The following is a 25,682-nucleotide window of genomic DNA, read 5'->3' on the forward strand; positions in this document are numbered from 1 at the left end:
ATGGTAGCTGGGTGCGATCACCGTCAAACCGGCGATAGACTGCATGAAGCTCTCGTAGATCGGCCTCCGATAGGCCAGCCTCATTGATACGAAGATAGATGCGGTTTCCTTGACCACGCACCTCTTCAACACATGAGATTCGCCCAAGCCATTCAAAGTGAGCGCGTTCGTCACCTTCTGACCAATAGATCGTTGATTCAAAGAAGAAGGGGCTATCCAACGGAACCCTCCAAGGAAATCGCCAGCAGCTTCTGCGCTTCAACGGCAAACTCCATAGGCAGCTCTTTCAGCACATCCTTGGCAAAGCCGTTGACGATCAGCGCCACCGCTTCCTCTTCGTCGAGGCCGCGTTGCATGGCGTAGAACATTTGCTCATCAGAGATTTTGGAGGTGGTCGCCTCGTGCTCGATCTGAGCGCCGGGGTTCTTCACCTCGATATAGGGCACGGTGTGCGCGCCGCATTCATCGCCGAGCAGCAGGCTGTCGCACTGGGTGAAGTTGCGCACGCCTTCCGCCTTTGGCCCCACGCGAACGAGGCCGCGATAGGTGTTGTTCGACTTGCCAGCGCTGATCCCCTTGGAGATGATGGTCGAGCGCGAGCCCTTGCCATTGTGGATCATCTTGGTGCCGGTGTCGGCCTGCTGGTGATTGTTGGTGACAGCGACCGAGTAGAACTCGCCCACGCTGTCTTCGCCATTGAGTACGCAAGAGGGATACTTCCACGTCACCGCGCTGCCAGTTTCAACCTGCGTCCAGCTGATCTTGGAGCGGTCGCCCTGGCAAAGTCCGCGCTTGGTCACGAAATTGTAGATTCCGCCCTTGCCCTGGCTATCTCCGGGATACCAGTTCTGGACGGTCGAATATTTGATCTCCGCATCTTCCATCGCGACCAATTCCACGACGGCTGCGTGGAGCTGATTCTCATCGCGCATCGGGGCGGTGCAGCCTTCGAGATAGGAGACGTAGGAGCCCTTCTCGGCAACGATCAAAGTGCGCTCAAACTGGCCGGTGTTTTCGGCATTGATGCGGAAATAGGTGCTGAGCTCCATCGGGCAGCGAACGCCCTCTGGGATGTAGACGAAGGTGCCATCGGAGAATACGGCTGAGTTGAGGCAGGCAAAGTAATTGTCGCGCGTAGGCACAACCCGGCCAAGCCACTTTTTGACCAGCTCGGGGTATTCCTTGATCGCTTCCGAGATCGACAGGAAGATCACGCCTGCTTTTTTGAGCTCTTCGCGGAAGGTGGTGGCGACGCTGACAGAGTCAAACACGGCATCCACCGCGACCTTGCGCGCGCCCTTTACTCCCGCCAGAACCTCTTGTTCGGCCACGGGAATACCCAGCTTGTCATAGACCGACTTGATCTCAGGATCGAGTTCGTCGAGCGATTCGAGCTGTTCCTTCTTCTTGGGCGCGGCGTAATAATAAGCGTCCTGATAGTCGATTTTGGGATAGCCGACCTTGGCCCAATCGGGCTCTTCCATTTCCTGCCAAAGGCGAAACGCCTTGAGGCGCCAATCGAGCATCCATTCCGGCTCACCCTTCTTGGCAGAGATAAAGCGAACGGTGTCCTCGTTGAGGCCCTTCTCCGCAAATTCGGTCTCGATGTCCGAGGACCAGCCATGCTCGTACTCAGCCGCAGCAGCTGCTGCGTCTTTGGCGTCCTGATCGATTTCAGGCTGAAGATCGACGTTGTCGGTCATACGGTAAGCTCTTCTTGTGAGTTTGTTTGAGAGGGCTCGGCTGCGGGTTCCTGGCGAAGGTCCGCAAGCGAGATTTCAGCCAATGCACCGCGCAGCTTGGAATTGATAAGCGGCCAATGCGGTTTCATGTTGCACCCGGCCTCGTAATCGCAATCACCATGATCGGCGCAAGCCGTGAGCGCAATCGGGCCCTCGACCGCTTCGACGATGTCGGCAACGGTGATCGCAGCCGCCGGACGGCCCAATTGCAGGCCGCCGTTCACACCGCGCACCGAGCGCAGCAGATGCGCGCGGGTCAGCTTCGATACGAGCCGCTGCACCGTGGGCACGGGCAGCCCCGATTCATGCGCCAGTTCAGCCGCACTCACCCGGCCATCCCCGCAATGGGCAGCCGCCTGGCACATCGTGATGATGGCATAATCAGTGAGGTTGGAGAGACGCATGAGTGAAAAATTTGGCCTTATTGCGAGTGGTTCTTAAATCGGACTGATTCTGTCGGATTTGAAATACGACTGACGCGGTCTGATTTCAAGGGCTAGCAGGTTTGAAATGAGAACCGGCCGCCTCATAAAAGAAGACGCGATAAAAAAGGGGCGGCCTTACCAGGTAAGACCGCCCTTTGAAGTCGAGGAACTCTCTGCATTACTGCGATGAGCCCTTCGGGTCGCGGAAGCGTGATAGCTGATTGTGGCGCTGTTGAATTGTATCGAAGCGACAAGCTGACATCATTGAATTTTCTGCACGCCTCCTTTTCGGCAGACTGCGGCAATTGGCAAACGCCGTCGGATTGTCCTCGACATCTGAGGCATTTTGGGGCTTAGCGCCGGGCCATGCTCAATCCGTTCAAGCTGTTCGCCCTTGCACGCCCGGCGATTTTCGCACTCGACCCCGAAACCGGGCACAAACTTGCAATCAAGGCGCTCAAATCCGTGCCCAACGGCGCGCATCGCCCAGGTAACACGTCCGATCCAAAGCTCGCGGTCGAAGTCGCTGGCCTGAAGTTTCCCAATCCAGTTGGCGTTGCAGCAGGGTTTGACAAGGACGCTGAAGTGCCGGACGCCCTGCTCTCGCTCGGCTTTGGCTTTACCGAGGTTGGTTCGATTACCCCGCGCCCGCAAGCGGGCAACCCGCGTCCACGCCTTTTCCGGTTGAGTGAAGATCAGGCCGTCATCAACCGCATGGGCTTCAACAATGCTGGCGCCGATGCTGCACTCAGCCGGCTCAAGGGAAGAAAGGCTCGCGGCGGTATTGTCGGCATTAACATCGGGGCAAACAAGGATTCTGAAGACCGCATCGCCGACTATGCCCAGATGGCGAGGGTAATGACACCTTATGCAAGCTACCTTGCAGTCAATGTCTCCAGCCCCAACACGCCGGGTCTGCGCGCGTTGCAGGACGAGGGTGCTTTGTCAGCCCTGATCGACGGGGTGATTGCCGCCCGCGCCGAGGCTTCAGGTGACCATCTGCCGCCGATCTTCCTTAAGGTCGCACCCGATCTGGAACCTGCCGATATCGACGCGATTTCGCGTATCGCCACCGACAAGCACCTCGGCGCGCTGATCGTCTCGAACACCACCATTTCACGCGATGGGCTGACCTCGCGTCATGCTGGCGAAGTGGGCGGCCTTTCCGGGCAGCCTCTACGGGCACTGGCGCTTGAGCGTCTGCGCGATTTTCGCAAGGCCACAGGCGGCGAGATCGCGCTCATCGGCGTTGGCGGTATCGCGACAGCCGAACACGCGTGGGAACGCATTAAAGCTGGCGCTAGCCTCATCCAGCTTTATTCCGCAATGGTTTATCACGGCCCCACTCTGGGCGAGGAGATCGCCAAAGGGCTGGCGCAGATTATGGAGCGTGAAGGCGTCTCAAGCATTGCAGAGGCGGTGGGAAGCGAATAGCTCTTGCGGCCATGTTCAAGCCACTGATTGCTCTTTCGCCTATCGCGCTTCTCCTTTCGGCATGCGCGCAGCCAGCCCAGACCGTTGTCAGCACTCCTGACCCGGTCGCCACACCCGATAGCGGCGCAGTGACCAGCGCAGACCCGCGCGCAACGGCGGCAGGCGAAGCGATCCTCGCAAAAGGCGGTTCAGCCACCGATGCGGCGATTGCGGTGATGCTGGCACTCACGGTGGTAGAGCCGCAAAGCTCCGGCATCGGCGGGGGCGGTTTTATGGTGCGTTCCGGTGAGGACGGCGTGACCACGCTTGATGGCCGCGAAACCGCGCCAAGTGCTGCGACAGGCACACGTTTCCTCGATGAGAAGGGCGAGCCATTACCGCGCGAACTGCGTGTTACATCGGGCCTTAGTGTCGGTGTCCCGGGCAACCTCGCACTGGCGGCAAAGGCGCATGAGAAATACGGTGTGCTTGCCTGGGCGGACCTCTTCGAGCCAGCGATTGCCCTGGCGCGCGATGGTTTCGTCGTGAACCGCCGGCTCCACGCAAGCTTGAGTGGGCGCCAGGAACGCGCAGGCAAAACCAAAGCGGCCCGCGAGATTTTCTTCGGCCCTGACGGCGAGGCGCTACCGGTTGGCGCGCTTGTGAAGGTCCCTGAACTGGCCGACACGATGGAACGCATTGCCGCAGGCGGGATCGGCGTCTTCTATCAAGACAGCGCCGACACATTCGCCTCTTATGTAGCAGGCGAAACCCCGCAAGATGGCGTGATTACGGCAGGCGATGTGACGGCATACCAAGCCAAGGAGCGCACGCCGGCTTGCGCGCGTTACCGCCTTTACAAGGTTTGCGGCATGGGTCCGCCGTCGTCTGGCGGCGTTGCTGTTGCGCAAATGCTGGGCCAGCTTGAACGCTTCGATGTGGCCGCAATGGGACCCCAGAGCGCGGAGTTCTGGCATCTGTTCCTTGAGTCTCAACGCATCGCCTACGCTGACCGCGAACTTTACATCGGTGATGAGGATTTTGTCGAAGTGCCGGTCGCAGGCCTTCTCGACCCAGCCTACATCGCAAGCCGCAGCGCGCTGCTTGATCCCGACAAGGCGCTTGAGGAAGCCAAGCCCGGAACACCGCCCGGAGCGCCACTCGCCCGTGCGGACGGTGATGAGCCGATGGAGAACGGGACCACCCACTTTGCCGTGGTCGATGCCAAGGGTAACGCGGTCAGCTATACCTCCACCATCGAAGGCGCTTGGGGGTCAGGCCTTCACTGGGGCGGCTTTTACCTCAACAACGAGCTTACCGATTTCAGCATGACCCCTCTGGTGGACGGCAAACCCGTTGCCAATCGCGTCCAAGGGGGCAAGCGCCCGCGTTCCTCCATGGCACCGACGATCGTGTTCGACGAGAACGGAGAGGTTGTGCTCGTCATTGGCGCTGCTGGCGGCCCCACTATCCCGGTGCAGGTTGCCCGCTCCATTATCGGCGTGGTTGATTTTGGCATGAGCGCCAAGGATGCCTTGAACCTTCCTTTGCTTATGTCTTTTGGTGAGGTCGCAATCACAGAGGAAGGCAGCGTAGTCGCTGATCTGGTCGATGATCTCAAGGCACGTGGACACGCACAGATCCGCGTTATTGCTCCGCGTGGCAAGACGAACGCCCTGCGCCGGATCGAAGGGGGCTGGGAAGCGGCAGGTGATCCGCGTGTGGCATCGCTCTTGTTCTATGAGCCTGCCGAAGAACCAGCGGCGGAATCCGCTGTCAACGCGCCCTGACATATATGTCAGTGGCTTGCCGCTGGGATAATCATCGCCTAATTTAAGCAATAATAACGAGAGAGGCACTCGCCCGAACTTCGCTATTACTGCGAGGGGCGAGCGCAACCGAGGAGCAAGCCCCAGTGAACGCCCCCTATCCGCCACCAGTCGTCAACGAAAGCGACGATCCCATCCTTCAGGACGTGGACAGCGCCAACAATCTGGTCGAGCTCTTCCTGAAACGCGCAGATGAGAAAGGTGGCGCGCCTTTCCTGGGCCGTAAAAGCGATGGTGAATGGACCACCCAAAGCTGGGCCGAGGTGGCCGACATTGTATGCCTTCTTGCCGAAAGCCTGCGGCGCATTGGATTGAACGCCGGTGACCGGGTGGCACTGGTTTCGGAAAACCGCCCCGAATGGTGCATCGCGGATCTTGCGATCATGGCGGCAGGCTGCATCTCGGTCCCGACATACACGACCAACACCGAACGTGACCATGCGCATATCCTCGATAACTCGGGCGCACGGGCGGTCATCGTCTCTAACGAGAAACTGCTTGGCCCCCTGGTCGGAGCAATCGGGCGCACGGGCATCACCGATTTTGTCATCGGAATCGACGACCTCAAGCGCAAGCAATCGGGCAGCTTTGAATATCACAATTGGGACAACCTGACCTCTGGCGACGCGCAAGAAGCGCGCAAGGCGGTCGAAGCGCGGATCGCCACAATCGGGCGCAATGACACCGCATGCCTCATCTACACGAGCGGCACGGGCGGCGCGCCACGCGGGGTGATGCAGCACCACGGGTCGATCTTGTGCAACGCGGCAGGCGCTGCCGAAATTCTCATCACCGACTTTGGCATCAAGGATGAACGCTTTTTGTCCTTCCTGCCTTTGAGCCACGCTTACGAACACACCGGCGGGCAATATCTGCCCATCGCTGTAGGCGCTGAGATTTTCTATGCCGAGGGGCTCGAGAAGCTTGCGTCCAACATTGAAGACACTCGCCCGACCATCATGGTCGTTGTCCCGCGCCTTTTCGAAGTCTTGCGCACCCGCATCATGAAGCAGGTCGAAAAGCAGGGCAAAGTTGCCAATTTCATGATGGATAACGCGCTGCGGATTACGGAAAAATCGCGCGGTGGCAAAAAACGTCTGCGTGACAAGCCGCTGGATTTGCTGGTCGAAAAAACCCTTCGCCCGAAGATCCGCCAACGCTTTGGCGGGCGGATGAAGGCGATGGTTTCAGGCGGCGCGCCGCTCAATCCCGAAGTTGGCAATTTTTTCGATGCGATGGGTCTGACCATGCTGCAAGGCTATGGCCAAACGGAAGCCGGGCCGGTCATCAGCTGCAACCGGCCCAAGGTCGGTCTGAGGATGGATACCGTCGGGCCGCCCATGCGCGGCGTCGATATCAAGATCGCTGATGATGGCGAGATCCTGTGTGCAGGCGAACTCGTCATGCACGGCTACTGGCGCAACAAGGCCGAGACCGCGCGCACGATCCAGAACGGCTGGCTGCACACAGGCGATATTGGCCTTATCGACGAAGCGGGCCGGATCAAGATCACCGACCGCAAAAAGGACATGATCGTCAACGACAAGGGCGACAATGTTGCCCCGCAAAAGGTTGAAGGGATGCTCACCCTTCAGCCCGAAATCGCGCAGGCGATGGTGAGCGGCGACAACCGGCCCTATGTCGTCGGCCTGATCGTGCCCGATGCGGAATGGGCGCTTGAGTGGGCGCGGGCGAATGACGAGAAGTTCGACCTCAAAGCCCTGCAAGACCTCCCCGCATTCAAGAACGCTGTGCGCGCGGCGGTGGACCGGACAAACAAGGACCTTTCCGTGGTCGAAAAGGTCAAGAGCTTCGCCTTTGCGGACGAGGCCTTCACCATCGAGAACGAAGAGATGACCCCGAGCATGAAGATCCGCCGCCACAAGATCCGTGATCGCTATCAGGAGCGGATTGACGGGATGTATCGGAGGTAATCCAAGCAAAGTGTTGTGAGTGTCTTCAAAACCATTTCTGCTCGGTTTGCATTAGCCATGATCCTTTGGGACAGGAAAAATGGGAACATGTTGTCACTTCGTCGTCGCCTCGATCATTTTTTGGCTGAGCACGTGAAAGGTCACACTTTCATGTTGGCTTTCGATGCAGCATTTTTATTCGCAGAGGATAGGAATTTCGAGGCTAGAGCGAGATTTCTCCAGTGTCTGAATGAATTGCCTGACGATGACTCAATCGACACGAGATACGTCGCGCTATTTTGCCGTTTTAATCTCAACTTAAATGATGAGAAAGAATGGAAAAGTGCGCGTCGAGAAGCACTCGCGCTCGAAGCTGATCCACTGATCAAAAGTTTTTTGCGCTTTCCAACCGCCGAGCGTGTTGAACAGATTACCGAGGAAGCACGTCGCGAAGTACTACGCTAAGTATCTGAAAGACCGATCCAACGTCCTCGAAATACTCCGGCAGTGAGCTCGCTCAACGCTCAGAGCCTCAAAGCAGATTAGCCTTCGTTTCGTCCCGGTGCTTTTTCAGATAGCGCATAAACGGAGTGCCGCCGGTCCCGACCTCTGTGTCGTTGCCAGCGTGCTTCAAGCCCTGCTTGTTGATGTAGCTCGCCGCATATTCGAGGTGCCGCGTGCGGAAGTCGGCGACCGCTTGCACATTGGCGTTGTAGGCCGCGTTTAGTCCACGCGAACCGACCTTCTTGGTAAAGGCGCGAAGGCCGCTTGAGGCGCGCACGTCGTCGATGAATTTGCGGTGCCCGCGCGGGCGATAATCGTGGAGCTGGTCGAGGAAGGAGCGCAAAGGATCTGCGGCGTGCCCCACGCCCAAAAGCGCATCCATGCTCGGCACGATCGAGCTTTGCGACCCCGTCTGTCCGCGAAACGCCTGTGCTTTGGAGCTATAACGCTCGACGCCCTCGTAAATCACCCCATCAGGAAGCGCAGGATTGTCCTTCCAACCATGGATGTAGGGGCGCACGCGCTCAAAATATACGTAGGGGTCGCAGCGCTCGGGCATACGGTCGAACAGCGCGTTAATATCGCCCCAGATTTCCGCAGTTTGCTCCAGCAGCGAGCGCGCCGTTTCCGCGTCTTCATTGTCAGCAGCGCCAACGATATCGGCAAACTTCGCCAAGACCTGCCCCGCCCGCGCCTCAATCGCGACATGAACGAGCACAAACCACGCCTCATCCTGCCCGGCGAGAAAGTTTTGCAGCATCTTGAGATTGTCGAGCGCAATCGGCCGATCCGCGTCGATCTTGGTCCAATTGTCGAGGACATAGGAGCTGTAAGTGAGCAGCGGCTGCTGATCCATACGGTCGGCGAGAGCCACCATCGGAACCGCCAAACACGCAGGGAGCAGCGCTCCCGGCTCCGTTTCGCCCCAGACGTAAGCCTGCACCATAAAGGCAAAATGTACCGTCGCGATGCGTGCCTGCACTTCGCTAAGGTCGTCTGTGCAAGAATATGCTCCCGGCTCAGGCAAACGGCTCATAAGAAGCTCGCGCACGCGGCCCGTGGGCAAGAAATCGGGAAGCTGCATCGCAATCCGCGCTGCCTCAGCCCAAAGGCCGGGCAAGCTCACACTCTGCGCATCGAAGGTGCTCAAAAACCCGCGCTCAGGCGACATGTCGTAATAAGAAAGCGGTTGGATGGCGATGGCGGGCGAAGGTGTATCGAGCATGGTGAACAGTCCCCTTTCTCTTCAGAGGCCATTCTAGCGTGTCTGGTGCGGGGTTTTCTTGCAAAGTGCATTGCTAGTCACGCCAATCAGTCAATATACTGCGGTGATGGATGATTTTGACCGCAGAATATTGCACGAGCTTGAGGCAAATGGCCGCATCACGAACGCCAAGCTTGCTGAACGGGTGAACCTGTCACCCTCGGCCTGTCTGCGGCGTGTTCAAACGCTCGAAGCTTCCGGCCTTATCAAAGGCTACCGGGCGGTGCTCGACCGCTCGCGGCTCGGTGTAGAAATCACCGTATTCGTGATGGTGGGCCTCTCGGCGCACCTTTCAAAAGACGCGCGTGAGTTTGAGGCAGCGATGGAAGCGGCTGACGAAGTGCGCGAATGCCATAACATCACCGGCGCGGTCGAGTATCTGCTGCGTGTCGAGGTCGATAGCTTGGAGAGCTACAAGGCGTTCCATGCCGATACCTTGGGCGTGCTCCCGCAAGTGGCGAGCATCACCTCGCACATCAGCCTTGGGTCATCAAAAGATTTGCGGGCCTAGCCGTTTACGTAAGCAAGAGACCTTTACGCAGCATGCCCAACTGCTGTTTGAGCTGGGCAAAGCTTTCTTGTAGCTCCTCTTCGAATGCCTCTACCTCGTTGTGAGCCATCACCCAAACTTCCTCTATCGGTCTATTTGCCTTAAACCGAGTGAGATCCAGTCGGGCGTGCCAACGATCCTCTCGATCAAGAAGCGTGGTAAGCTCACCATGTGCAAGATAGGCTCGCTTGGGTTCGATACCACGCCACCTAATGATCGCATTCGATGCTGCTTGTCGTTGTTTGCCTGTTTGCGTCAGACGTTCGGCCAATCCCTGGACTTCGGCGAGACGGGGTCCTGCCATCGCGCTTAGTTTGACAGATTGACCACACTCTTGGGCCGTTTGCAGCACCTCTGAGACAGCCCGCTCGCTTCTAGCATAAATGTCCATGCACCGGCCGCGCCAGCTATCTATCTCAGCGCGAGCGATCTGATGCGCGGAAACTGATTGTATTTCCTGCTTCATTAAGCCGCTTCAACGTCCTCGACATATTCCGGCAGGAAGCTCGGCTGGCGATCTGACCATGCAGGAGCCGTGGCTGCCGCTTCGCTCAAGGATTGCAACAGCACTTTGCGGTGATCGGGGCGGATGATCGGCAGGGCGGCAGCGGCGCAGAAAACGCTCGGGAGATATGGGCGCACCTGGGCACCAAGCAGCCGCTCATACAGAAAGCGGAAGGCGGAAAAGCTCTCAAGCCGCTCTTGCCCCAAGTCAAAGGCAGCAATGCGGATGCACTTGCTAACGAAACGCTCGATCTCGCCAATCGTGCCGTCCTGCGGGACCAGATTGCGCAAGGCTTTCAAGTCCTGATACGCGACATATTGCCGGCGGATCGCGACATTCTCGTCCTCGCTGCGCCCCCAGAGCCGGAACGCGTCACAGCGTGAAAGACCAATATCGAGACTGCGCTTGATATAGCGCTGTTCGCCAGCTGTGAAACTGGCAAATTCGCGCATTTCGCCGATGGTCAAAGTGGCTGTGCTGGCAAGTGTCATATGTCGTCTCCTGACTTCAAGAGACGGGTGTGCCCAACTATGGTTAATACGTAGTAACCAGAGCGAGGAATTTACAATTCGCTCACCAAATTGCGCGTGAGATCAGGGGAGCGCCTAGATGAGCCCGGCAAGTGGGCTTGAGGGATCAGCATATTTGCGCCGTCCCATGCGGCCCGCAAGATACGCCTCGCGCCCTCCTTCAACGGCAAGCCTCATCGCGCGGGCCATGCGAATGGGGTCTTTGGCCTCGGCAATGGCGGTGTTCATCAAAATGCCGTCGCAGCCAAGCTCCATACCGACCGCCGCATCCGAGGCGGTGCCAACGCCTGCATCGACCAGAACGGGGACCGAGGCGCCTTCGACGATCAGGCGGATCGTCACCTGATTCTGGATACCAAGCCCTGAACCAATCGGCGCGCCCAAGGGCATGATCGCAACAGCGCCTGCGTCTTCCAATTGCTTGGCGGCAATGGGATCATCGACGCAGTAAACCATCGGCTTGAACCCTTCCTTGGCGAGCACTTCGGTCGCCTCAAGGGTTTCTTTCATATTGGGATAGAGCGTGCGCGCTTCGCCGAGCACTTCGAGCTTCACAAGGTCCCAGCCCCCTGCCTCGCGTGCCAGACGCAGGGTGCGGATGGCATCATCGGCGTTGAAACATCCCGCGGTGTTGGGGAGATAGGTGACCTTCTTGGGGTCGATGAAATCGGTGAGCATGGGCGCTTTGGGGTCGGTGACGTTCACGCGGCGCACCGCCACAGTGACGATTTCTGCTCCGCTTGCCTCGACAGCGGCGGCGTTCTGCTCGAAGTCCTTATACTTGCCCGTCCCAACAATCAGGCGCGAGGTGAAGGTGTGGCCGGCAACTTCCCATGTATCCGCCGCGAGAGGTTCATGATCGCCACCACCGACAAAATGCACGATTTCAAGCGTGTCACCGTCGGCAAGCGGCGCCTCTTCCAGCGTCGAGCGGGGCACGATCTCGCGGTTGCGCTCGACCGCGACCTTTTCCGGGGCCAGATCAAGTTCGCGCACCAGCGCAGCGATGGTGGTGGCTGAGGTCTGGCGCGGTTCGCCGTTCAAGGTAATGGAGATCGTGTTGGTCATGCGCTTTCAAATAGAGGGCTCACACACCTGCGCAAGTGCCCCTTTATAGGAGCTTGCACCAGACGCGCTGCTTCATTTCCGCAAATGCACTTGCTTGTCGGGCATCTCGCGCACATCTACACCCGCAATTATGGCCAGCACCGCTCCATTGAACGCCTCCGATGCAGCTTCCGGCACCACCGTGCGCCCGCTTGCCCTTGCCCTTGCCCGTTGGCTGGAGGCGGTGGCAGCACTGGTCGTGCTCATCGTGCTGGTTGGCGGGATCACGCGGCTCACCGAAAGCGGGCTGTCGATCACCCACTGGAGCGTGGTCACCGGTATCCTCCCCCCGCTTACCGATGCGGCGTGGCAGGCCGAATATGCGCTCTATCAGCAAACAGGCGAATACAGGTTAGAAAGCGGGCCAGCGGGAATGGATCTGGCCAAGTTCAAGTTCATCTATTTCTGGGAGTGGTTCCACCGCATCCTAGGCCGGGTGATCGGGCTCGCGTTCCTGTTGCCGATGGTGTGGTTCTGGGTGCGCGGGACCATTGTGCAAGGCTACAAGCCGCGCCTCCTCGCCATGTTCGCGCTGATCTGCGGGCAAGGGGCGCTTGGCTGGTATATGGTCAATTCGGGCGTTGGCACTGACCTTACCGATGTCAGCCACTATCGCCTTTCAGCACACCTGCTCACCGCGCTTTTCCTCCTCGCGGGGCTCGTGTGGACTGCGCGCGACTTACGCAGCGGGACAGTAGCTAAGCTGACGATGCCTTCCGCGATCATTGCAGGCGTACTCTTCATCCAGCTGCTGCTTGGCGCTTGGGTGGCGGGGCTTAACGCCGGGCACGCCGCCTATGACTGGCCGCTGATGAACGGGAAGCTGATCCCCACATTCGACCTCTCGAACGGTGTCATCGCGACGCTCACCAATGACCCCTATCTGCTCCACTGGCTCCACCGCTGGTGGGCGTGGGTCGCCGTGATCGCGCTGGTCGTGCTCGGAAGACGCGTGCGCAAGACCGACCGGGCGGCTTCGATCGCGGTGCACAGTGCCTTTGGCGTCATGGTCATCCTTGGCATCACCACCGTGCTGACCGAGGTGGAACTCTGGGTTGCAGCTGCACACCAATTGACCGGAGCGCTTCTCGTGGCCTCGGTCGCTTGGGCGATGCATTCGGACGGCAAGGCATCGGCATGACCAAGGGAGCGCTTGTCTGGTGCCCCTTCCCCGATGCTGACACTGCGCGGGCAATCGCGGGCACTCTGCTGGACGAGAAGCTTATCGCCTGCGCCAACATCATGCCCACGATCGAATCGGTATTCACTTGGAAAGATGTCGTCTCGAGCGAGACCGAATGCGGCGTCCTGTTCAAGACCACCGGCGATAAGCTGGACGCTCTCACCGCGCGCCTTGCCCAGCTTCACCCCTATGAAACACCGGCCATCATGGGCTGGTTAGTTGATAAAACACCTCCGCGGACGCTTGCGTGGCTTAACGAGACGTTGAACTAGCCCAAGACCCCTTCGGCGCCCGTGTGGTATTATTTTACCACCTCGCAAAGCCGCAGATTTGCTTGACTTTGAGAGCCCGAAGCGACAAATGCGCCCCACTCTGACGGGCGTTGAAACCCGTTCACACCCGTGATTCGCAACCAATTGCGGGCCACAAACCAGTTACACCCTTGATTTAAGGATGCATCAGCCATGAAGGCTATCAGCAAACAGACCGCGTCGGTAAAACCGGCAGAGGTCGAAAAGAAATGGCACCTTATCGACGCCGAAGGTCTGGTCCCAGGCCGCGTTGCTTCGATCATCGCCAATATCCTGCGCGGCAAGCACAAGCCAAGCTATACCCCGCACGTCGACTGCGGCGATCACGTGATCGTCATCAATGCCGACAAGGTGCGCTTCACCGGTCGCAAGAACACCGACAAGGTTTACTACAAGCACACCGGCCACCCCGGCGGCATCAAGGAAACCACGCCTGAGAAAATCCTCGAAGGCCGTTTTCCCGAGCGCGTGCTTGAAAAAGCCGTTGAGCGCATGATCCCGCGCGGCCCACTTGGCCGTGCGCAGATGAAGGCGCTTCACCTCTACGCCGGCACCGAGCACCCCCACGATGGCCAAAAGCCGGAAGTGCTCGACGTTGCTGCAATGAACCGTAAGAACAAGGTGTCTGCATAATGGCTGATGAAAACAACACCGTCTCCGATCTCGCAGATCTGAAAGACATCGCTGCTGATGCGCCTGCTGCTGACGCTGCTGAAATCGCACAGAACCCGGCCGTTCCCCTGCGTGAGCAAGAGCTTGACGCACAAGGCCGCGCCTATGCAACCGGCCGTCGTAAGGACGCAGCTGCGCGTGTCTGGCTCAAGCCCGGCACCGGCAAGGTCACCGTCAATGGTCGCGACCAGGAAGTGTATTTTGCACGTCCAACCCTGCGCCTCATCATCAACCAGCCTTTCGCCATCACCGAGCGTGAAGGCCAGTATGATGTCATCGCAACCGTCAAGGGCGGCGGCCTTTCGGGTCAGGCCGGCGCGGTCAAGCACGGCATCAGCCAGGCTCTTGCCAAGTACGAGCCCGAGCTTCGCGCGACAGTGAAAGCCGCCGGCTTCCTCACCCGCGACAGCCGTGTGGTCGAACGTAAGAAATACGGCCGCGCGAAAGCCCGTCGTAGCTTCCAGTTCTCGAAACGTTAAGTTTCATACCTACAATGGGTGTCTTTTGGCACCTGCCAGCAAAGAGGCGGCTCCCAATCGGGGCCGCCTTTTTTGTGTGTGCGTCTTTGACATGATGACATCTGATTGTCCGTTATCTATTTGTGGATCCCATGCCTGACCTCAAACCATTCGAGCAACAAAGCGCCGAACACCTCCGGCTTGTGCTTGAGTTCAGCCAGATAGGTATCTGGGACCTCGATCTCAGGTCCGGGCAGGCCGTCAGGAACGCAACGCACGATCGCATCTTCGGTTACGACGAACCGCTGCCCGAATGGCGTTACGACCAGTTTCTGACCCATGTCGTCGATGGCGACAGGGAACGGGTCGATGAACTTCAGAAAAACGCCATCGAAGAAGGACGCGAATGGTCGTTCGAATGTCAGATAAGGACAAACGCGGGCCAGTTTCGCTGGATCAAGGCGGTGGGTCGGCCTCTCAAAGACGATCAGGGTGAAATCATCCGGCTCATCGGCCAGGTCATCGATATAACCGACTCAAGGCAGAACGAAGCCAGGCTTCAACTGATAACCGACGAACTCAACCACAGGGTTCGCAATTTGCTGTCCGTGATCAAGGCAATCATCAAAATGACGGCGCGCAGGGCAAAGGATGTGCAGGGATTTTCCCGCGCATTGGAAGGCCGGGTCGGAGCCTTGGCCAGAGCCCACAACCTCTTGGTGGGCAATTCACCTGCCTCGATGACGCCAAGCGCCATCCTCCGTGCAGAACTCTCCGCCTTCGAGGACACCGATAAGCGGGTTCAAATATCAATAAATGACGAGGCCGCGCTCTCGACCCCGGCCAGTCAGGGCCTTGCGCTGGTCTTCCATGAGTTGCTGACCAATTCGATCAAATACGGCGCGCTTTCCATTGATTCCGGCAAGGTCAGTGTCTCTATCGATCGCGTCGATGACACCATCGCTATCGTCTGGACAGAACGCGACGGGCCAACCGTTGGCGAGGACAGAGGGAATGGTTTTGGAACGCAGTTGATTGCAAGAGCCCTCGCATCGGAAGGCACAACGCAGCAGATGTTCTTACCCGAAGGGCTCGAATGCCGCATCACTCTGGCGGTTGATCAGGTCTGAAATCGGGGCAACAGCGTCAAGCGGGCTCGTTTGCCTCAAGGCTTTCGGCAATGCCCGGCACAATGATACTGCGCTCACCGCCGAATTCTTCCCGCACCACGATCAGGCCCTGCCGCTCCAGATGATCGAGCAGGCGCCGCACCCGGCTGGGCGATGAACTGCCATAGAGCAGCGCCAGTTGGTCTTCGCCCGGCATGGCTTCGCCAAGAGCCGCTGCGACAACCATCGCAAGATAAGGGGCAAGAACATCTTCATCGACGCCGGTGCTTCTCTCCTGTGCGACTGCTTTGGCAGTGTCATCGAGCCTGTAGAAACCCGCTATCTCGAATGCGAACATTCGGCGGAAACGGGTAAGGTCGACATGCGCGCTGGCCACGCCTTTCTGGCGGCAGAGGACAGCGAAATCCCGGAACAGCGATGTGGCAGACCGGAAAGTTGCACCGTCCTCGCGCGCGAGTTGACGCACGACACCTTCGACATCGGCGGGTGAGGGGTCAGGTGCGTCGGGGTCGGTCGCAGCCGTTTGCGGCGAAACAGACGGCTCTGGCACAGATGTCTCTTCGTCTCCTGACACTTCGCCATCACCATCGCAAAAGTCCGGTTCGACCGCATCCGAACGATCAAGAGCCTTGGCCGCACCGGGCGCTGCGAAGGACTTTGGAGCAGCCGTCAAGGCGCGCTCAAGCTCGGCAGCGGGCCGGGGCCGGGCACCGGGGCGCGGCGCAATCTGCTCGACCAACGCTTCGCTGAGGCCGTCATTCAACAGCGCCTCCATCTCTTCGCCGGGCGCATCGGGCAGCGGCATAAGCGCCCCTGCGGAAACCTTGCCGCCGGTTCGGACCGATCCGACATTTACAGCAACCGGCCTGCGGCTGACCGCAGGGCCCAGCCCCAGAAACTGCCCTCTTTGCAAATCGCGGATCTTTTCGGCCTGGCGACGGTCCATGCCAAGCAGATCGGCGGCACGCTGCATATCAATATCGAGGAAGGTGCGCCCCATCAGGAAGTTCGAGGCCTCGGCAGCGACATTCTTTGCCAGCTTTGCAAGCCGCTGTGTCGCGACAATCCCGGCAAGGCCGCGTTTGCGCCCACGGCACATCAGGTTCGTCATCGCAGACAAGGTCATGCGGCGTGTGTCATCCGCCATTTCGCCCGCCGCCGCAGGGGCAAACATCTGCGCCTCATCCACCACGACGAGCGCGGGAAACCAGTATTCGCGCGGAGCATCGAACAGCGCCGTCAGGAACATCGCGGCGCAGCGTATCTGCTGCTCGACTTCGAGCTCGTCCAGCGCCAGCACAACCGATGCCCGGTGCTGCCGGACCCTTAAGCCAAGCGCCTTGATCTCTCCTTGCGAATAGGCCGCGCCATCAATCACCACATGGCCGAAATGATCGGCGAGCGAGACGAAATCGCCTTCCGGATCAATGATAACCTGCTGGACGGCGCCCGCGCACTCTTCAAGCAGGCGGCGCAAGAGGTGCGATTTTCCCGACCCCGAATTGCCCTGCACCAGCAAGCGCGTCGCAACCAGCTCTTCGAGATCGAAATCGATACTCTGTCCGCCGGGACCCTGGCCTATGTTGATGTTGACGCTCACCGGTCGAGCCTAGGCGCGCGAGGCCTTTGCGCAAAGGCGACACGGGCGACTTTTCCAGCGATTCATGGCGCGGGATATCCGTCCGGTGCCACTTACCGCTGGAGCAGCATGATCCCCCAAGCAAGCCCGCTGCCGCAGATGAAGACCGGCCACGACCAGAAGAAGCGAAAGCCCTCATAGCTTATCGCGTAGATCGCGAGGCTGCCCCCGCTTGTTCCTTGTGAGCCGATCACCAGCGCAACACAGCCGGTCAGAAGGGCGCTGAGGCCCATTGCCTTCAACAATTCCATCGCTCGCACTCCATCACAAATGCACCAATCATCTCGCACACGGTCCCGCCATTATCGGTAGGGAGGCGTTAAGTACGAACGTCCAAGAAAGGTTAAATTCAGGAGGGCTGAGGTTACCAGACGGGGCTATGCCATGCGGTCGAGCAGATCGTTGTCCGGTTGCGGCAGGCCGCCCCCAAATCGAAGGACGGTGCCCGCGTGACGCACGGCGTTTCTTCCGCTGCTTTTCGCTTCGTAGAGCGCGTTGTCGGCCGCTGTCAGCGCCGCATTGACATCGCCTTCAGGGCCGAGTTGGGCAAGACCAGTGCTCACGGTGATCGTGTCCGGTCCGTGCTCGCCCCAATTTTCACACGCGACCTTGGCAGAGATAAGCTGCAACAATGCGACGCCGCCCCGCTCGTTGATGTCGGGGAGGACGACGAGGAATTCTTCACCGCCGAGCCTTCCGACATAATAGGTCATGCCGGACACGCTCTGGATGATTTCGGCAATGCGTTTGAGCACTGCATCGCCCATCGCGTGCCCGAAGCGATCATTGACCGACTTGAAATGGTCGATGTCGACGATGCCTACGCATAAGGGGCTCTTGTTCTGGATCGCGTGACTCGCTGCCGTGTCCAGAGACGACAGGATCTTGCGACGATTGGCGATGCCGGTGAGTGGGTCGGTCTCTGAAAGCCGCTTTGCCTCGGACGCCTCGTGAAGCGCCTCGCGCCGTGCCAGGTGCAGTTTTTCCACCATGTCGATATGCTCGGAAACATCGTGGAACGTGCCAAACAGCCCGTCAAACCGGCCTTTGCGGTCATAATGCGGCTTGCCGATAGAGTGGACATGGCGGATCGATCCGTCAGGTCGAACGATGCGGGCCTGATATTCGAACGGCACGGCTCTTTCCATCGCTCCGACCAGGATCGTGCGAACCCGCTCGCGGTCATCCTTATGGTAAAGCTTGAACGCGGCCGCATCGGCGATGTTTTTTAGACCCACCTTTTGTTGCCGGGCGGGCTTCACACCATGGATGCGAAAAACCTCATCCGACCAGACCGGTTCGTCGATATCCTTTCCGATGAACCAGTGCCCGACGTGCGCCGTGCTTTCCGCAAGCTCCAGCAACGCGTTGGTTTCAGCGTAACTCCTGATCAACCGCTCCTTCTCGGCGAGCATGGCGGTCAACGGCCAGGCTGCACCGATCAGGCAAAGCAGGTAGAATTGAAGTCCAAGCATTTGCAGGTTCAGGCCCGCAGAAACCGGCGTCACATCGAGCCCGAGAACCATGGCAAAGGCAATGGCGCTTATGCTCAGGGCCGATCCTGTTGGTCCGAAAGCGTATGTTGCAATGACAACGCCCAACAGCGGCAGAAACATGAGGTAGTAGGCGCCGGTATGGAAAATAGCGAAGCTCGCGGCGGTCAATATGACGGTCAATGCACCAAACTGCGCGAACCGACGCACGCTGGGTGAGCGCGATTCGGCTTTGGTCTTGAAAAAGATCGTCAGAAGCAAAGGCGTGACGATGAGCGTGCCAAGAACGACGGTCGTGAACCAGGATACAAAAAACCCGAGAGTCCCCCCACCCGTCAGTGCAATCGCAAGCGTCGCGCTGGAAAAACCACCCACCGTTGCCGCAGCGATGAACACCAGACTCGCCCGAACGCTGTCAAACCGGACCCATTTGTGTGACACGCGGAACATGAGGCTCGAAATGACGACCACTTCGAGCAGGTTCGCAAGCGTGAAGGCCACCGATGTGAGAAGCGGCGTGCCAGCGAGCATGTTGGCAGTCAGGCTGGCGACCGCAATGCCTGCCAGCGTGCTGACGCGTTGCTGTGGCCCGACCAGCAGGACCGCGGCCAGGGCTACGCCGCTCGCAGGCCAGATCGCTGCGATATCGGTGCTTCCCTGCGTCATCTTGAGAGAAAAATAAGCGGCCACGAAGTAGCTCAGCCCCACGACAAAAGCGCGGTGCCACGGGCTAAAAAGCGTTGTGGTTCGGGGGCCAGGGCGATCCATGGTTACCCTTTGCCATGAAAGGGTTAACCGCCAATCTACGCTAGTTGCAACATCGGGTAAAACTCAGGTGTAGGAATGCGCAATCACCCTGCGCCAAGCTCTCGCAATTCAGACCTGATCGGCTCGCCCTTGATAAAGGTGAGCGCGCGATACGACGGCCCTGCCCCGTGGCGCAGCCGCGATGAAATCGTGCCAGCGCCCAGCATCCGCATTCTCGCCCCGCCCGCCTCGCGCATTTCGTCGAGGGGTTTGTGGATGTGGCCCGAAATGACCGCCTGCGCGCCGGCATAGCCCAGTGTCTCGAACGCCTCGTCTCCGCCAATCGTCGGGTTCTTGCCCTCACCCTTCGGCCCCAGAAGCGGGTGGTGGGTGGTCACGACGATGTGCCGGTCATCACCCTTGAGCGCCTCGAGCGCGCGGCTGGTTGCGGCCAACGCCTTTCTCGTCACGAAACCATCGGACCAGGGGAAACGCGGCTGAATTCGCACAGTGGACTTCAACGGGACCAGAACAACATCATCGGTTTCAAAGCTATCGACCGCCACCGCTTTTCGCAGGGCATTGTAGCGGCGATAGGGATCGGTGAACCGCTCGATGAGGTTCTTATAGGGCATATCGTGATTGCCCACATCAAGCCAGATCGGCACCCCCAGAGAGCGAAACCAGTGGGCTGCCTGCGCATATTGTTCATGCGTGGCGCGCTGCGTCAGATCGCCTGTGCACACCAGCGCATCGGGCTTTTCCTCATGCACCGCGCGCGCGACTGCATCGAGGCTCGCGCAGTCCTCAACCCCGAAATGCACATCGCTGATATGGAATAGGCGGGTTGTCATGACGAATAGTTCTCAAGCGCGGTGAGGCAAAACATGCAAGGGGTAAATCCAAGGCAGAACCGCAAGCCCCGAAAACGCCAACCGGAGCACTGCAAGCCATTATGACAATATGGCGTAGTCATTGGTCCTCTCGATTAGGCCGTTCGTCCCCAAGAATCAGAAGTCGGTCAATTCCGCCGCCGCCAATCGACGGTTTGAGGCGGGTTGGTCGAGCCTTGGCTGACGCAGGTCAGGCCCTGCTCTATTACTCTAACACAGCACGGAGGTTGGCATCCCCGGTTCGACCCCCTTCGAACTCCAGCCCCGCTGCTTTGATGGAGAGACAATATGAAGACCCTTACTTTTGCAGCCGCATCCCTCGCTATCGCCGTGACCGCTACCCCGGCGATTGCTGGCCCCGCTTTTGCCGGAGACAGCGAGGTTCATTCGCAATCCGTACGCCATGCCGACCTCAACCTTGGCACGCCGGAAGGCCAGGAGCGCCTCGAACGCCGCATCGAAGCAGCCGCGAAATCGGTCTGCCGCGTCAACGAAGTGCGCACCGGCACGCGTATCCGTTCGCCCGAAGTCGGCTCATGCCTCGCAAACGCTCGGGCAAGCGCGCAAAAACAAGTCTCTGCCATGATGGCCGAAACACGGCGCGGCGGATAAGCCCGACCCTTACAATCCCTGCGCGCTTTGCCCCGAAAGCGCTCGCAGGACCATGCGGCCCGAACCCTCTTCAGTCCCGGGGGTTCGGGTCGCTTCTTTTTTGGGGTCCTCGATGCTGATCCCTCCGCTTCGCTGCGGGGCTTCTGCGGGCGCGTGGTCACGCTTGCGGGCTCTTTGAGCCCGTCTGGAAGGATTGCATTTGATCGCTGGCGCCCTTAGCGGCCAGCCCCTATCGCCCCGCCATTGCTTTCACTTTGGAAAGATAGGTGCGCCCGATCCTGAGCGCTTCACCGTTCTGCAATTCGGCTGACCACACACCAAGGCCATCGTGGCGAAGGCCGCGAATGTTGTCGCGGCGAAGTATGGTGGAGCGGTGGATGCGAATGAACTCATCAGGGTCCAGCCGCGCTTCGAGCCCGGCAATCGTCTGAAGCAGAAGGTATGAGCGCCCCGCGTCGTCCTCGTCCGCAGGATTGCCCACGTGAAGCCGCACATAATCGCGCTCGGCATCGATCTGGTGCACTTCGCTCACTGCGATGCGCAAAAGCTCTGAACGGTGCGGGACCCACAGCTCTTCCAGCCATTTGCTTTGTTGCTGCTTGCGCTCACCCTTACGCGCCACCGCCCGCTCAATCGCGCGGTCGAGGCGGTCAGAGGCGACGGGCTTGAGGACATAGTCAATCGCTTCAAGATCAAACGCTTCGACGGCGAAATGATCGTGCGCGGTCACGAAAATTACCGCAGGCGGCTCGTCCTGCTCTGAAAATTTGCGCGCAACGCCCAGCCCGTCAAGTTCGGGCATGGTCATGTCGAGAAGCACCAGATCAGGCTCAAGCTTTTCTGCCAGCCGCAAGGCCGCTGCGCCATCGCTGGCCGTGCCGACCACATTGATCGCGGGCAATTCCGCGCAGATCACCTGGATGCGTTCGACCGCCAGAGGCTCATCATCAACGATGAGCGTGCGAAGCTGGACTTTGGGCTCTGCGCTTGTCGCCATAGAGGGGTTTTACCTTTTTGCGGGGCGGGACAGGGGGATGCGGATTTCGGTTCGATAGCCGCCCGGAACCGGGGTTGAGGTGAAACCGATATCCGATCCAAAGCGCGCTTCCAAGCGGTCGCTGACGTTTGCCAGCCCGATGCCAAAGCCGTGTTTTGCGCCATCGGGGACGCCCGGGCCATCATCGCTGACGGTGATGACGAGTCGGTCAAATTCCTCATGCGCGGCAACTGTGATCGTCACCGGACGCGCCACTGCCGAGACGGCATATTTCACCGAGTTTTCGACCAGCGGCTGAAGGATCATGCCCGGAACGCGCGCTTCTTCGAGTTCTTCGGGTAGCTCGAACACCGGTCTCAACCGCTCGGGAAAACGCACCGTCTCAATGTCGAGATAGAGCTTTTGCAGGTCAAACTCGTCCTTCAGTGCCACGTCACTTGTCGGTTCATCGGCCAAAGAGTGGCGATAGAATCGGCTGATCGTCTGGATCATGCGCTCGGCCTGCTCGGTCTTGCTGGTCATGACCAGAGCGGACAGCGAATTCAACGTGTTGAACAGGAAATGCGGGTTCACCTGATAGCGCAGGGACCGCAGTTCTGCCGCTTTTGCAGCGGAGCGGAATTGCTGCGTGCGACGCTCGGCGATGCGCGCCTGTGTGCCAGCGAGCAGTGCAAAATAGATCGAGGCCCATGCGAGAAGCAGGAAATACCGCCCCAACGCGATCTCGACCACGGAGCGCCAGGGGTCCTTGGTCCTTTCAGCAGGCGCGATCAGCAGGCTTTCTGTCGGATTGATCGAATTGGTGCCATCGGGGCCCGGCGCCTTGATCACGGTGCCTTCGGGAAGATCGTAGAGAAGATTGCCTTCGTCATCGAAGCGAAGGCCGCGCTCTGCGGCGTAGTTTTCCTGAATTTGCGTGACCAGATCTTCAAACGCGACATGGTTGATCTGCCCGATGGCAAGAGCAACGGGCGCTGAAAAAAGGCTGGCCGCGCCGATCTTTACCCAGATCGACTGACGATCGACCAGCCGCAACAGCGACCACAGCACGAGCGTCATACCGATGCCGGCAATCGTCACTACGAACCGGCGCGCGGCCATTTCAAGCTGCATATCGGCGCTGAAGAAGTAGCTCCTCAGCGTGATCAGCACGAAATAGGCGCCCCACAGGACGACAATCGAGATGAGCACCGTGCGAAACGGTACGCTCACGTCATTGGCTTTGGTCGAGGCCGGTTTTTCAGGCGCTTCGGGAGTGCGGCTTAAATCCATTACAGGCCCGAAATAGCGTGTGCGCGGGTAAAGCGCCAATTTCTACATCGGCGCGTGGGAGCCCTTGGTCGAATGATCCGCGCCGTTGGACGGAGTTACCGGACGGGGCGAGTATGTCGCCCCGCCCCCGTATACAGATCAATCAAGCGCGCGGCTTGATCATGTCCTTGGGCACGATCCATTCGGCAAACTGCTCCTCGGTGAGCAGGCCCAGTTCAAGCCCCGCCTCTTTCAGCGTTGTGCCATCGGCGTGCGCTTTCTTCGCGATCTTGGCGGCGTTGTCATAACCGATGTGCGGATTGAGCGCGGTCACCAGCATGAGGCTTTCGTTCATAAGCTGGTCGATGCGGCCCGTATTCGCCTCAATCCCGACCACGCAATTGTCGGCAAAGCTGCGCGAGGCATCGGAAAGCAGACGCACCGATTGCAGCACGTTGTAGATCATCACCGGCTTGAAGACGTTGAGTTCAAGGTGCCCGTGGCTGCCTGCAACGCTCACCGTCACCGCATTGCCCATCACCTGCGCGCACACCATTGTCAGCGCCTCGCACTGGGTCGGATTGACCTTGCCCGGCATGATCGAAGAGCCCGGCTCATTGGCTGGCAAAGCAATTTCGCCCAGCCCCGAACGCGGGCCTGAACCGAGCAGGCGAATGTCGTTCGCGACTTTCATCAGGCTTACAGCGGTATTGTTGAGCGCGCCGGCCAGTTCGACCAGAGCATCATGCGCGGCCAGTGCCTCGAACTTGTTGGGCGCCGTCACGAAGTCATGGCCGGTTGCATCTGCCACTTGCGCGGCAAATTCCTCGGCAAAGCCAGCCTTCGAGTTGATCCCTGTGCCAACAGCCGTCCCGCCTTGCGCAAGCTCAAGCACGCGCGGCAGAGCGTTTTCGATCCGCGCAATCGAATATTCGACCTGTTTCGCGTAGCCCGAAAACTCCTGACCCAGCGTCAGCGGGGTCGCGTCCTGCAAGTGGGTGCGGCCGATTTTCACGATATCGGCATATTCCTTCGCCTTGGCATCCAGGGCAGAGTGCAAATGCTGGAGCGCCGGGACCAGCTGCTCGATCGTCTCGCAGCCAGCGGCAATGTGCATGGCGGTGGGGAAGGTGTCGTTCGAGCTTTGCCCCATGTTGCAATGGTCATTGGGGTGCACCGGCTCCTTGCCACCATGAACGCCGGTCAGGATTTCATTCGCGCGGCTCGCGATCACTTCGTTGGCGTTCATATTCGATTGCGTGCCAGAACCCGTCTGCCACACGCTCAAAGGAAACTGGTCGGCAAGGGTCCCGTCGATCACTTCGCCCGCCGCCTTCACAATCGCATCGCCCAGTTCAGCGGACAACACGCCCAGCTTCATATTGGCGCGCGCTGCGGATTGTTTCTGGATGCCAAGCGCCCTTACCAGCGGCGCCGGCATGGTTTCGGTGCCGATTGCAAAGTTATAAAGGCTGCGCTGTGATTGCGCGCCCCAGTGCGCATCAATCGGCACTGCGACCTCGCCCAGCGAGTCGGTTTCGATGCGCACTTCGCCAGTCGCACCGAAGATTGAGCCATCATTATGCACTGCGCGCCTATCTTTCTCTGGCATGTCTTTTTCGGGCAAGTCACTCATCGAATGTCTCCATTATTCGGTCGATTGCAGATCCCACTGTCCCGGTGAGGCGGGTAAGCCCCCTCGTAGAAAGCACAGTCCAGCAATCCTTGATCACGTACGCGCCCCATATGACGCGAAACCGCTACAGGTCAAAGGGAAGCTAGTGCCAAGTGTGCTATTGACTTGGAAGTCATCTTTGCGAGGTCTAAGGAAGGGTTGACGAACTGTATTGCAAACCTAATACAGTAACCCTTAAAGTGATGAGCCATATGACCATGACCCGCGACAAAGCAGCAGACACCCATGCCGCCAGAAAGGCGATGATCGACAGCCAATTGCGCACCAGCGGCGTGAATGAAGAATTCGTGCTGGGCCGGATGAATGCGGTCCCGCGAGAGAATTTCCTGCCAGAAAACAAGGCCAGTCTTGCCTATATCGACCGCGCGGTCGAAGTTGGCCCGCAGGCACACCTCGCCTCGCCGCTGTTTTATGGCAAGGTCCTGATTGAAGCGGTTCCCGAATCGGATGACCGCGTTCTCGTGGTCGAAGGCGGCACCGGCTATCTGAGCGAACTTATTGGCCCGCTCGCAGGCAATGTCACCACGATCAGCGCGGCCGATGCGGCGCTGGGCCAGGGGATCGAAGGCACTTTCTCCTTGATCGTGATCGATGGCGCGGTCGAACAGCTTTCAGACGCACTCGAAAACGCGCTTGAAGACGGCGGCCGTGTGGTTTGCGGGCTTCTTCTGCGCGGCGTGACCCGGCTGGCCCGGGGGCGCAAAGTGATGGGCCATCTTGCGCTCGAACCGGTCGAAGACCTTGGCATTCCGGTGCTTCACGCTTTCGATCTTCCCAAGGAATGGACTTTTTCGTGACCTCACACTCTCGCTTCCAGA

General features: G+C 59.2%; 25 protein-coding genes. 12 read left to right on the forward strand and 13 right to left on the reverse strand.

What is annotated here, in order from left to right; translation table 11 throughout:
* Window positions 1-212: 212 nt before the first annotated feature.
* Together sufB and MWU38_RS06480 are read right to left on the reverse strand one after the other, a co-directional pair.
* Window positions 213-1,703 (reverse strand): Fe-S cluster assembly protein SufB, encoded by a 1,491-nt coding sequence (gene sufB / locus MWU38_RS06475; protein WP_247270991.1) that lies wholly within the window; start codon window positions 1,701-1,703, stop codon window positions 213-215.
* Entirely contained in the window at window positions 1,700-2,146 is a 447-nt protein-coding gene (locus MWU38_RS06480; RefSeq protein WP_247270992.1) for an SUF system Fe-S cluster assembly regulator, read from the reverse strand. The genes sufB and MWU38_RS06480 overlap by 4 nt, the downstream gene beginning before the upstream one ends.
* A gap of 387 nt (window positions 2,147-2,533) precedes the next feature.
* On the opposite strand from MWU38_RS06480, the gene MWU38_RS06485 reads away from it, so the two are divergent.
* The 4 genes from MWU38_RS06485 (at window position 2,534) to MWU38_RS06500 (ending at window position 7,787) form a co-directional block, all read left to right on the forward strand.
* Entirely contained in the window at window positions 2,534-3,601 is a 1,068-nt protein-coding gene (locus tag MWU38_RS06485) for a quinone-dependent dihydroorotate dehydrogenase (protein WP_247270993.1), read from the forward strand.
* 11 nt (window positions 3,602-3,612) lie between these two features.
* On the forward strand, window positions 3,613-5,370 hold the full coding sequence (gene ggt, locus MWU38_RS06490) for a gamma-glutamyltransferase (protein WP_247270994.1): 1,758 nt from the start codon (window positions 3,613-3,615) through the stop codon (window positions 5,368-5,370).
* 125 nt (window positions 5,371-5,495) lie between these two features.
* The gene (locus MWU38_RS06495) at window positions 5,496-7,343 is read left to right on the forward strand and encodes a long-chain fatty acid--CoA ligase (RefSeq protein WP_247270995.1); all 1,848 of its coding nucleotides are present in this window, start codon (window positions 5,496-5,498) and stop codon (window positions 7,341-7,343) included.
* A 15-nt stretch (window positions 7,344-7,358) separates the two neighbouring features.
* On the forward strand, window positions 7,359-7,787 hold the full coding sequence (locus MWU38_RS06500; protein WP_247270996.1) for a hypothetical protein: 429 nt from the start codon (window positions 7,359-7,361) through the stop codon (window positions 7,785-7,787).
* 67 nt (window positions 7,788-7,854) lie between these two features.
* On the opposite strand, the gene MWU38_RS06505 is transcribed toward MWU38_RS06500, so the two are convergent.
* Window positions 7,855-9,051, reverse strand: coding sequence for an indoleamine 2,3-dioxygenase (locus MWU38_RS06505; protein ID WP_247270997.1), 1,197 nt, complete (start codon window positions 9,049-9,051; stop codon window positions 7,855-7,857).
* Window positions 9,052-9,157: 106 nt separating this feature from the next.
* Between MWU38_RS06505 and MWU38_RS06510 the strand changes: the two genes are divergently transcribed.
* Window positions 9,158-9,601: an Lrp/AsnC family transcriptional regulator gene (locus MWU38_RS06510; protein WP_247270998.1), complete on the forward strand. Its 444-nt coding sequence runs from the start codon at window positions 9,158-9,160 to the stop codon at window positions 9,599-9,601.
* 4 nt (window positions 9,602-9,605) lie between these two features.
* On the opposite strand, the gene MWU38_RS06515 is transcribed toward MWU38_RS06510, so the two are convergent.
* From MWU38_RS06515 to thiS, 3 genes are all read right to left on the reverse strand, one after another.
* Window positions 9,606-10,106, reverse strand: a complete 501-nt coding sequence (locus MWU38_RS06515; protein ID WP_247270999.1) for a hypothetical protein — start codon at window positions 10,104-10,106, stop codon at window positions 9,606-9,608.
* Entirely contained in the window at window positions 10,106-10,636 is a 531-nt protein-coding gene (locus MWU38_RS06520; RefSeq protein ID WP_247271000.1) for a hypothetical protein, read from the reverse strand. The genes MWU38_RS06515 and MWU38_RS06520 overlap by 1 nt, the downstream gene beginning before the upstream one ends.
* 114 nt (window positions 10,637-10,750) lie before the next feature.
* On the reverse strand, window positions 10,751-11,743 hold the full coding sequence (thiS, locus tag MWU38_RS06525; protein ID WP_247271001.1) for a sulfur carrier protein ThiS: 993 nt from the start codon (window positions 11,741-11,743) through the stop codon (window positions 10,751-10,753).
* Between the two features lie 130 nt (window positions 11,744-11,873).
* Between thiS and MWU38_RS06530 the strand changes: the two genes are divergently transcribed.
* The 5 genes from MWU38_RS06530 to MWU38_RS06550 all read left to right on the forward strand — a co-directional run bounded on the left by MWU38_RS06530 (window position 11,874) and on the right by MWU38_RS06550 (window position 15,536).
* Window positions 11,874-12,923: a COX15/CtaA family protein gene (locus MWU38_RS06530; RefSeq protein ID WP_247271002.1), complete on the forward strand. Its 1,050-nt coding sequence runs from the start codon at window positions 11,874-11,876 to the stop codon at window positions 12,921-12,923.
* Window positions 12,920-13,237, forward strand: coding sequence for a divalent-cation tolerance protein CutA (cutA, locus tag MWU38_RS06535; RefSeq protein ID WP_247271003.1), 318 nt, complete (start codon window positions 12,920-12,922; stop codon window positions 13,235-13,237). The genes MWU38_RS06530 and cutA overlap by 4 nt, the downstream gene beginning before the upstream one ends.
* Window positions 13,238-13,429: 192 nt before the next feature.
* Window positions 13,430-13,909: a 50S ribosomal protein L13 gene (rplM, locus tag MWU38_RS06540; RefSeq protein ID WP_247271004.1), complete on the forward strand. Its 480-nt coding sequence runs from the start codon at window positions 13,430-13,432 to the stop codon at window positions 13,907-13,909.
* On the forward strand, window positions 13,909-14,427 hold the full coding sequence (rpsI, locus tag MWU38_RS06545; protein ID WP_247271005.1) for a 30S ribosomal protein S9: 519 nt from the start codon (window positions 13,909-13,911) through the stop codon (window positions 14,425-14,427). Before rplM ends, rpsI begins: the two co-directional genes overlap by 1 nt.
* A 131-nt stretch (window positions 14,428-14,558) precedes the next feature.
* Window positions 14,559-15,536: an HWE histidine kinase domain-containing protein gene (locus MWU38_RS06550; protein WP_247271006.1), complete on the forward strand. Its 978-nt coding sequence runs from the start codon at window positions 14,559-14,561 to the stop codon at window positions 15,534-15,536.
* A gap of 16 nt (window positions 15,537-15,552) precedes the next feature.
* Here MWU38_RS06550 and MWU38_RS06555 read toward each other — a convergent pair whose 3' ends face one another.
* From MWU38_RS06555 to MWU38_RS06570, 4 genes are all read right to left on the reverse strand, one after another.
* Entirely contained in the window at window positions 15,553-17,136 is a 1,584-nt protein-coding gene (locus MWU38_RS06555; protein WP_247271007.1) for a DUF87 domain-containing protein, read from the reverse strand.
* A gap of 92 nt (window positions 17,137-17,228) precedes the next feature.
* A complete protein-coding gene (locus MWU38_RS06560) occupies window positions 17,229-17,426 on the reverse strand; it encodes a hypothetical protein (RefSeq protein WP_247271008.1) in 198 nt (65 codons plus the stop codon).
* A gap of 126 nt (window positions 17,427-17,552) precedes the next feature.
* Window positions 17,553-19,436, reverse strand: coding sequence for a sensor domain-containing diguanylate cyclase (locus MWU38_RS06565; protein WP_281494562.1), 1,884 nt, complete (start codon window positions 19,434-19,436; stop codon window positions 17,553-17,555).
* Window positions 19,437-19,519: 83 nt separating this feature from the next.
* Window positions 19,520-20,269, reverse strand: coding sequence for a metallophosphoesterase (locus MWU38_RS06570; protein ID WP_247271010.1), 750 nt, complete (start codon window positions 20,267-20,269; stop codon window positions 19,520-19,522).
* Between the two features lie 327 nt (window positions 20,270-20,596).
* On the opposite strand from MWU38_RS06570, the gene MWU38_RS06575 reads away from it, so the two are divergent.
* The gene (locus tag MWU38_RS06575) at window positions 20,597-20,920 is read left to right on the forward strand and encodes a UrcA family protein (RefSeq protein WP_247271011.1); all 324 of its coding nucleotides are present in this window, start codon (window positions 20,597-20,599) and stop codon (window positions 20,918-20,920) included.
* Between the two features lie 229 nt (window positions 20,921-21,149).
* Here MWU38_RS06575 and MWU38_RS06580 read toward each other — a convergent pair whose 3' ends face one another.
* The 3 genes from MWU38_RS06580 to fumC all read right to left on the reverse strand — a co-directional run bounded on the left by MWU38_RS06580 (window position 21,150) and on the right by fumC (window position 24,780).
* A complete protein-coding gene (locus tag MWU38_RS06580) occupies window positions 21,150-21,917 on the reverse strand; it encodes a LytTR family DNA-binding domain-containing protein (RefSeq protein WP_247271012.1) in 768 nt (255 codons plus the stop codon).
* 9 nt (window positions 21,918-21,926) lie between these two features.
* On the reverse strand, window positions 21,927-23,189 hold the full coding sequence (locus tag MWU38_RS06585) for a histidine kinase (protein ID WP_247271013.1): 1,263 nt from the start codon (window positions 23,187-23,189) through the stop codon (window positions 21,927-21,929).
* A 142-nt stretch (window positions 23,190-23,331) separates the two neighbouring features.
* The gene (gene fumC, locus MWU38_RS06590; RefSeq protein WP_247271257.1) at window positions 23,332-24,780 is read right to left on the reverse strand and encodes a class II fumarate hydratase; all 1,449 of its coding nucleotides are present in this window, start codon (window positions 24,778-24,780) and stop codon (window positions 23,332-23,334) included.
* Between the two features lie 266 nt (window positions 24,781-25,046).
* On the opposite strand from fumC, the gene MWU38_RS06595 reads away from it, so the two are divergent.
* A complete protein-coding gene (locus MWU38_RS06595; protein ID WP_247271014.1) occupies window positions 25,047-25,661 on the forward strand; it encodes a protein-L-isoaspartate O-methyltransferase in 615 nt (204 codons plus the stop codon).
* The last annotated feature ends 21 nt before the right edge of the window (window positions 25,662-25,682 follow it).

Origin of the sequence: Qipengyuania sp. S6317L1 (assembly GCF_023015615.1) — a bacterium.
Taxonomy (GTDB): Bacteria; Pseudomonadota; Alphaproteobacteria; order Sphingomonadales; family Sphingomonadaceae; genus Erythrobacter.

Excerpts from the sequence above, each read along its gene's own strand:
- MWU38_RS06570 (WP_247271010.1), bottom strand. The coding sequence starts at position 20,269 with ATGACAACCCGCCTATTCCATATCAGCGATGTGCATTTCGGGGTTGAG.
- MWU38_RS06510 (WP_247270998.1), top strand. The coding sequence starts at position 9,158 with ATGGATGATTTTGACCGCAGAATATTGCACGAGCTTGAGGCAAATGGC.
- MWU38_RS06505 (WP_247270997.1), bottom strand. The coding sequence starts at position 9,051 with ATGCTCGATACACCTTCGCCCGCCATCGCCATCCAACCGCTTTCTTAT.
- MWU38_RS06565 (WP_281494562.1), bottom strand. The coding sequence starts at position 19,436 with ATGGATCGCCCTGGCCCCCGAACCACAACGCTTTTTAGCCCGTGGCAC.
- ggt (WP_247270994.1), top strand. The coding sequence starts at position 3,613 with ATGTTCAAGCCACTGATTGCTCTTTCGCCTATCGCGCTTCTCCTTTCG.
- cutA (WP_247271003.1), top strand. The coding sequence starts at position 12,920 with ATGACCAAGGGAGCGCTTGTCTGGTGCCCCTTCCCCGATGCTGACACT.
- rpsI (WP_247271005.1), top strand. The coding sequence starts at position 13,909 with ATGGCTGATGAAAACAACACCGTCTCCGATCTCGCAGATCTGAAAGAC.
- MWU38_RS06485 (WP_247270993.1), top strand. The coding sequence starts at position 2,534 with ATGCTCAATCCGTTCAAGCTGTTCGCCCTTGCACGCCCGGCGATTTTC.
- MWU38_RS06585 (WP_247271013.1), bottom strand. The coding sequence starts at position 23,189 with ATGGATTTAAGCCGCACTCCCGAAGCGCCTGAAAAACCGGCCTCGACC.
- MWU38_RS06520 (WP_247271000.1), bottom strand. The coding sequence starts at position 10,636 with ATGACACTTGCCAGCACAGCCACTTTGACCATCGGCGAAATGCGCGAA.
- sufB (WP_247270991.1), bottom strand. The coding sequence starts at position 1,703 with ATGACCGACAACGTCGATCTTCAGCCTGAAATCGATCAGGACGCCAAA.
- fumC (WP_247271257.1), bottom strand. The coding sequence starts at position 24,780 with ATGCCAGAGAAAGATAGGCGCGCAGTGCATAATGATGGCTCAATCTTC.
- MWU38_RS06530 (WP_247271002.1), top strand. The coding sequence starts at position 11,874 with ATGGCCAGCACCGCTCCATTGAACGCCTCCGATGCAGCTTCCGGCACC.
- MWU38_RS06515 (WP_247270999.1), bottom strand. The coding sequence starts at position 10,106 with ATGAAGCAGGAAATACAATCAGTTTCCGCGCATCAGATCGCTCGCGCT.
- MWU38_RS06580 (WP_247271012.1), bottom strand. The coding sequence starts at position 21,917 with ATGGCGACAAGCGCAGAGCCCAAAGTCCAGCTTCGCACGCTCATCGTT.
- MWU38_RS06575 (WP_247271011.1), top strand. The coding sequence starts at position 20,597 with ATGAAGACCCTTACTTTTGCAGCCGCATCCCTCGCTATCGCCGTGACC.
- MWU38_RS06595 (WP_247271014.1), top strand. The coding sequence starts at position 25,047 with ATGAGCCATATGACCATGACCCGCGACAAAGCAGCAGACACCCATGCC.
- thiS (WP_247271001.1), bottom strand. The coding sequence starts at position 11,743 with ATGACCAACACGATCTCCATTACCTTGAACGGCGAACCGCGCCAGACC.
- MWU38_RS06480 (WP_247270992.1), bottom strand. The coding sequence starts at position 2,146 with ATGCGTCTCTCCAACCTCACTGATTATGCCATCATCACGATGTGCCAG.
- MWU38_RS06560 (WP_247271008.1), bottom strand. The coding sequence starts at position 17,426 with ATGGAATTGTTGAAGGCAATGGGCCTCAGCGCCCTTCTGACCGGCTGT.
- MWU38_RS06550 (WP_247271006.1), top strand. The coding sequence starts at position 14,559 with ATGCCTGACCTCAAACCATTCGAGCAACAAAGCGCCGAACACCTCCGG.
- rplM (WP_247271004.1), top strand. The coding sequence starts at position 13,430 with ATGAAGGCTATCAGCAAACAGACCGCGTCGGTAAAACCGGCAGAGGTC.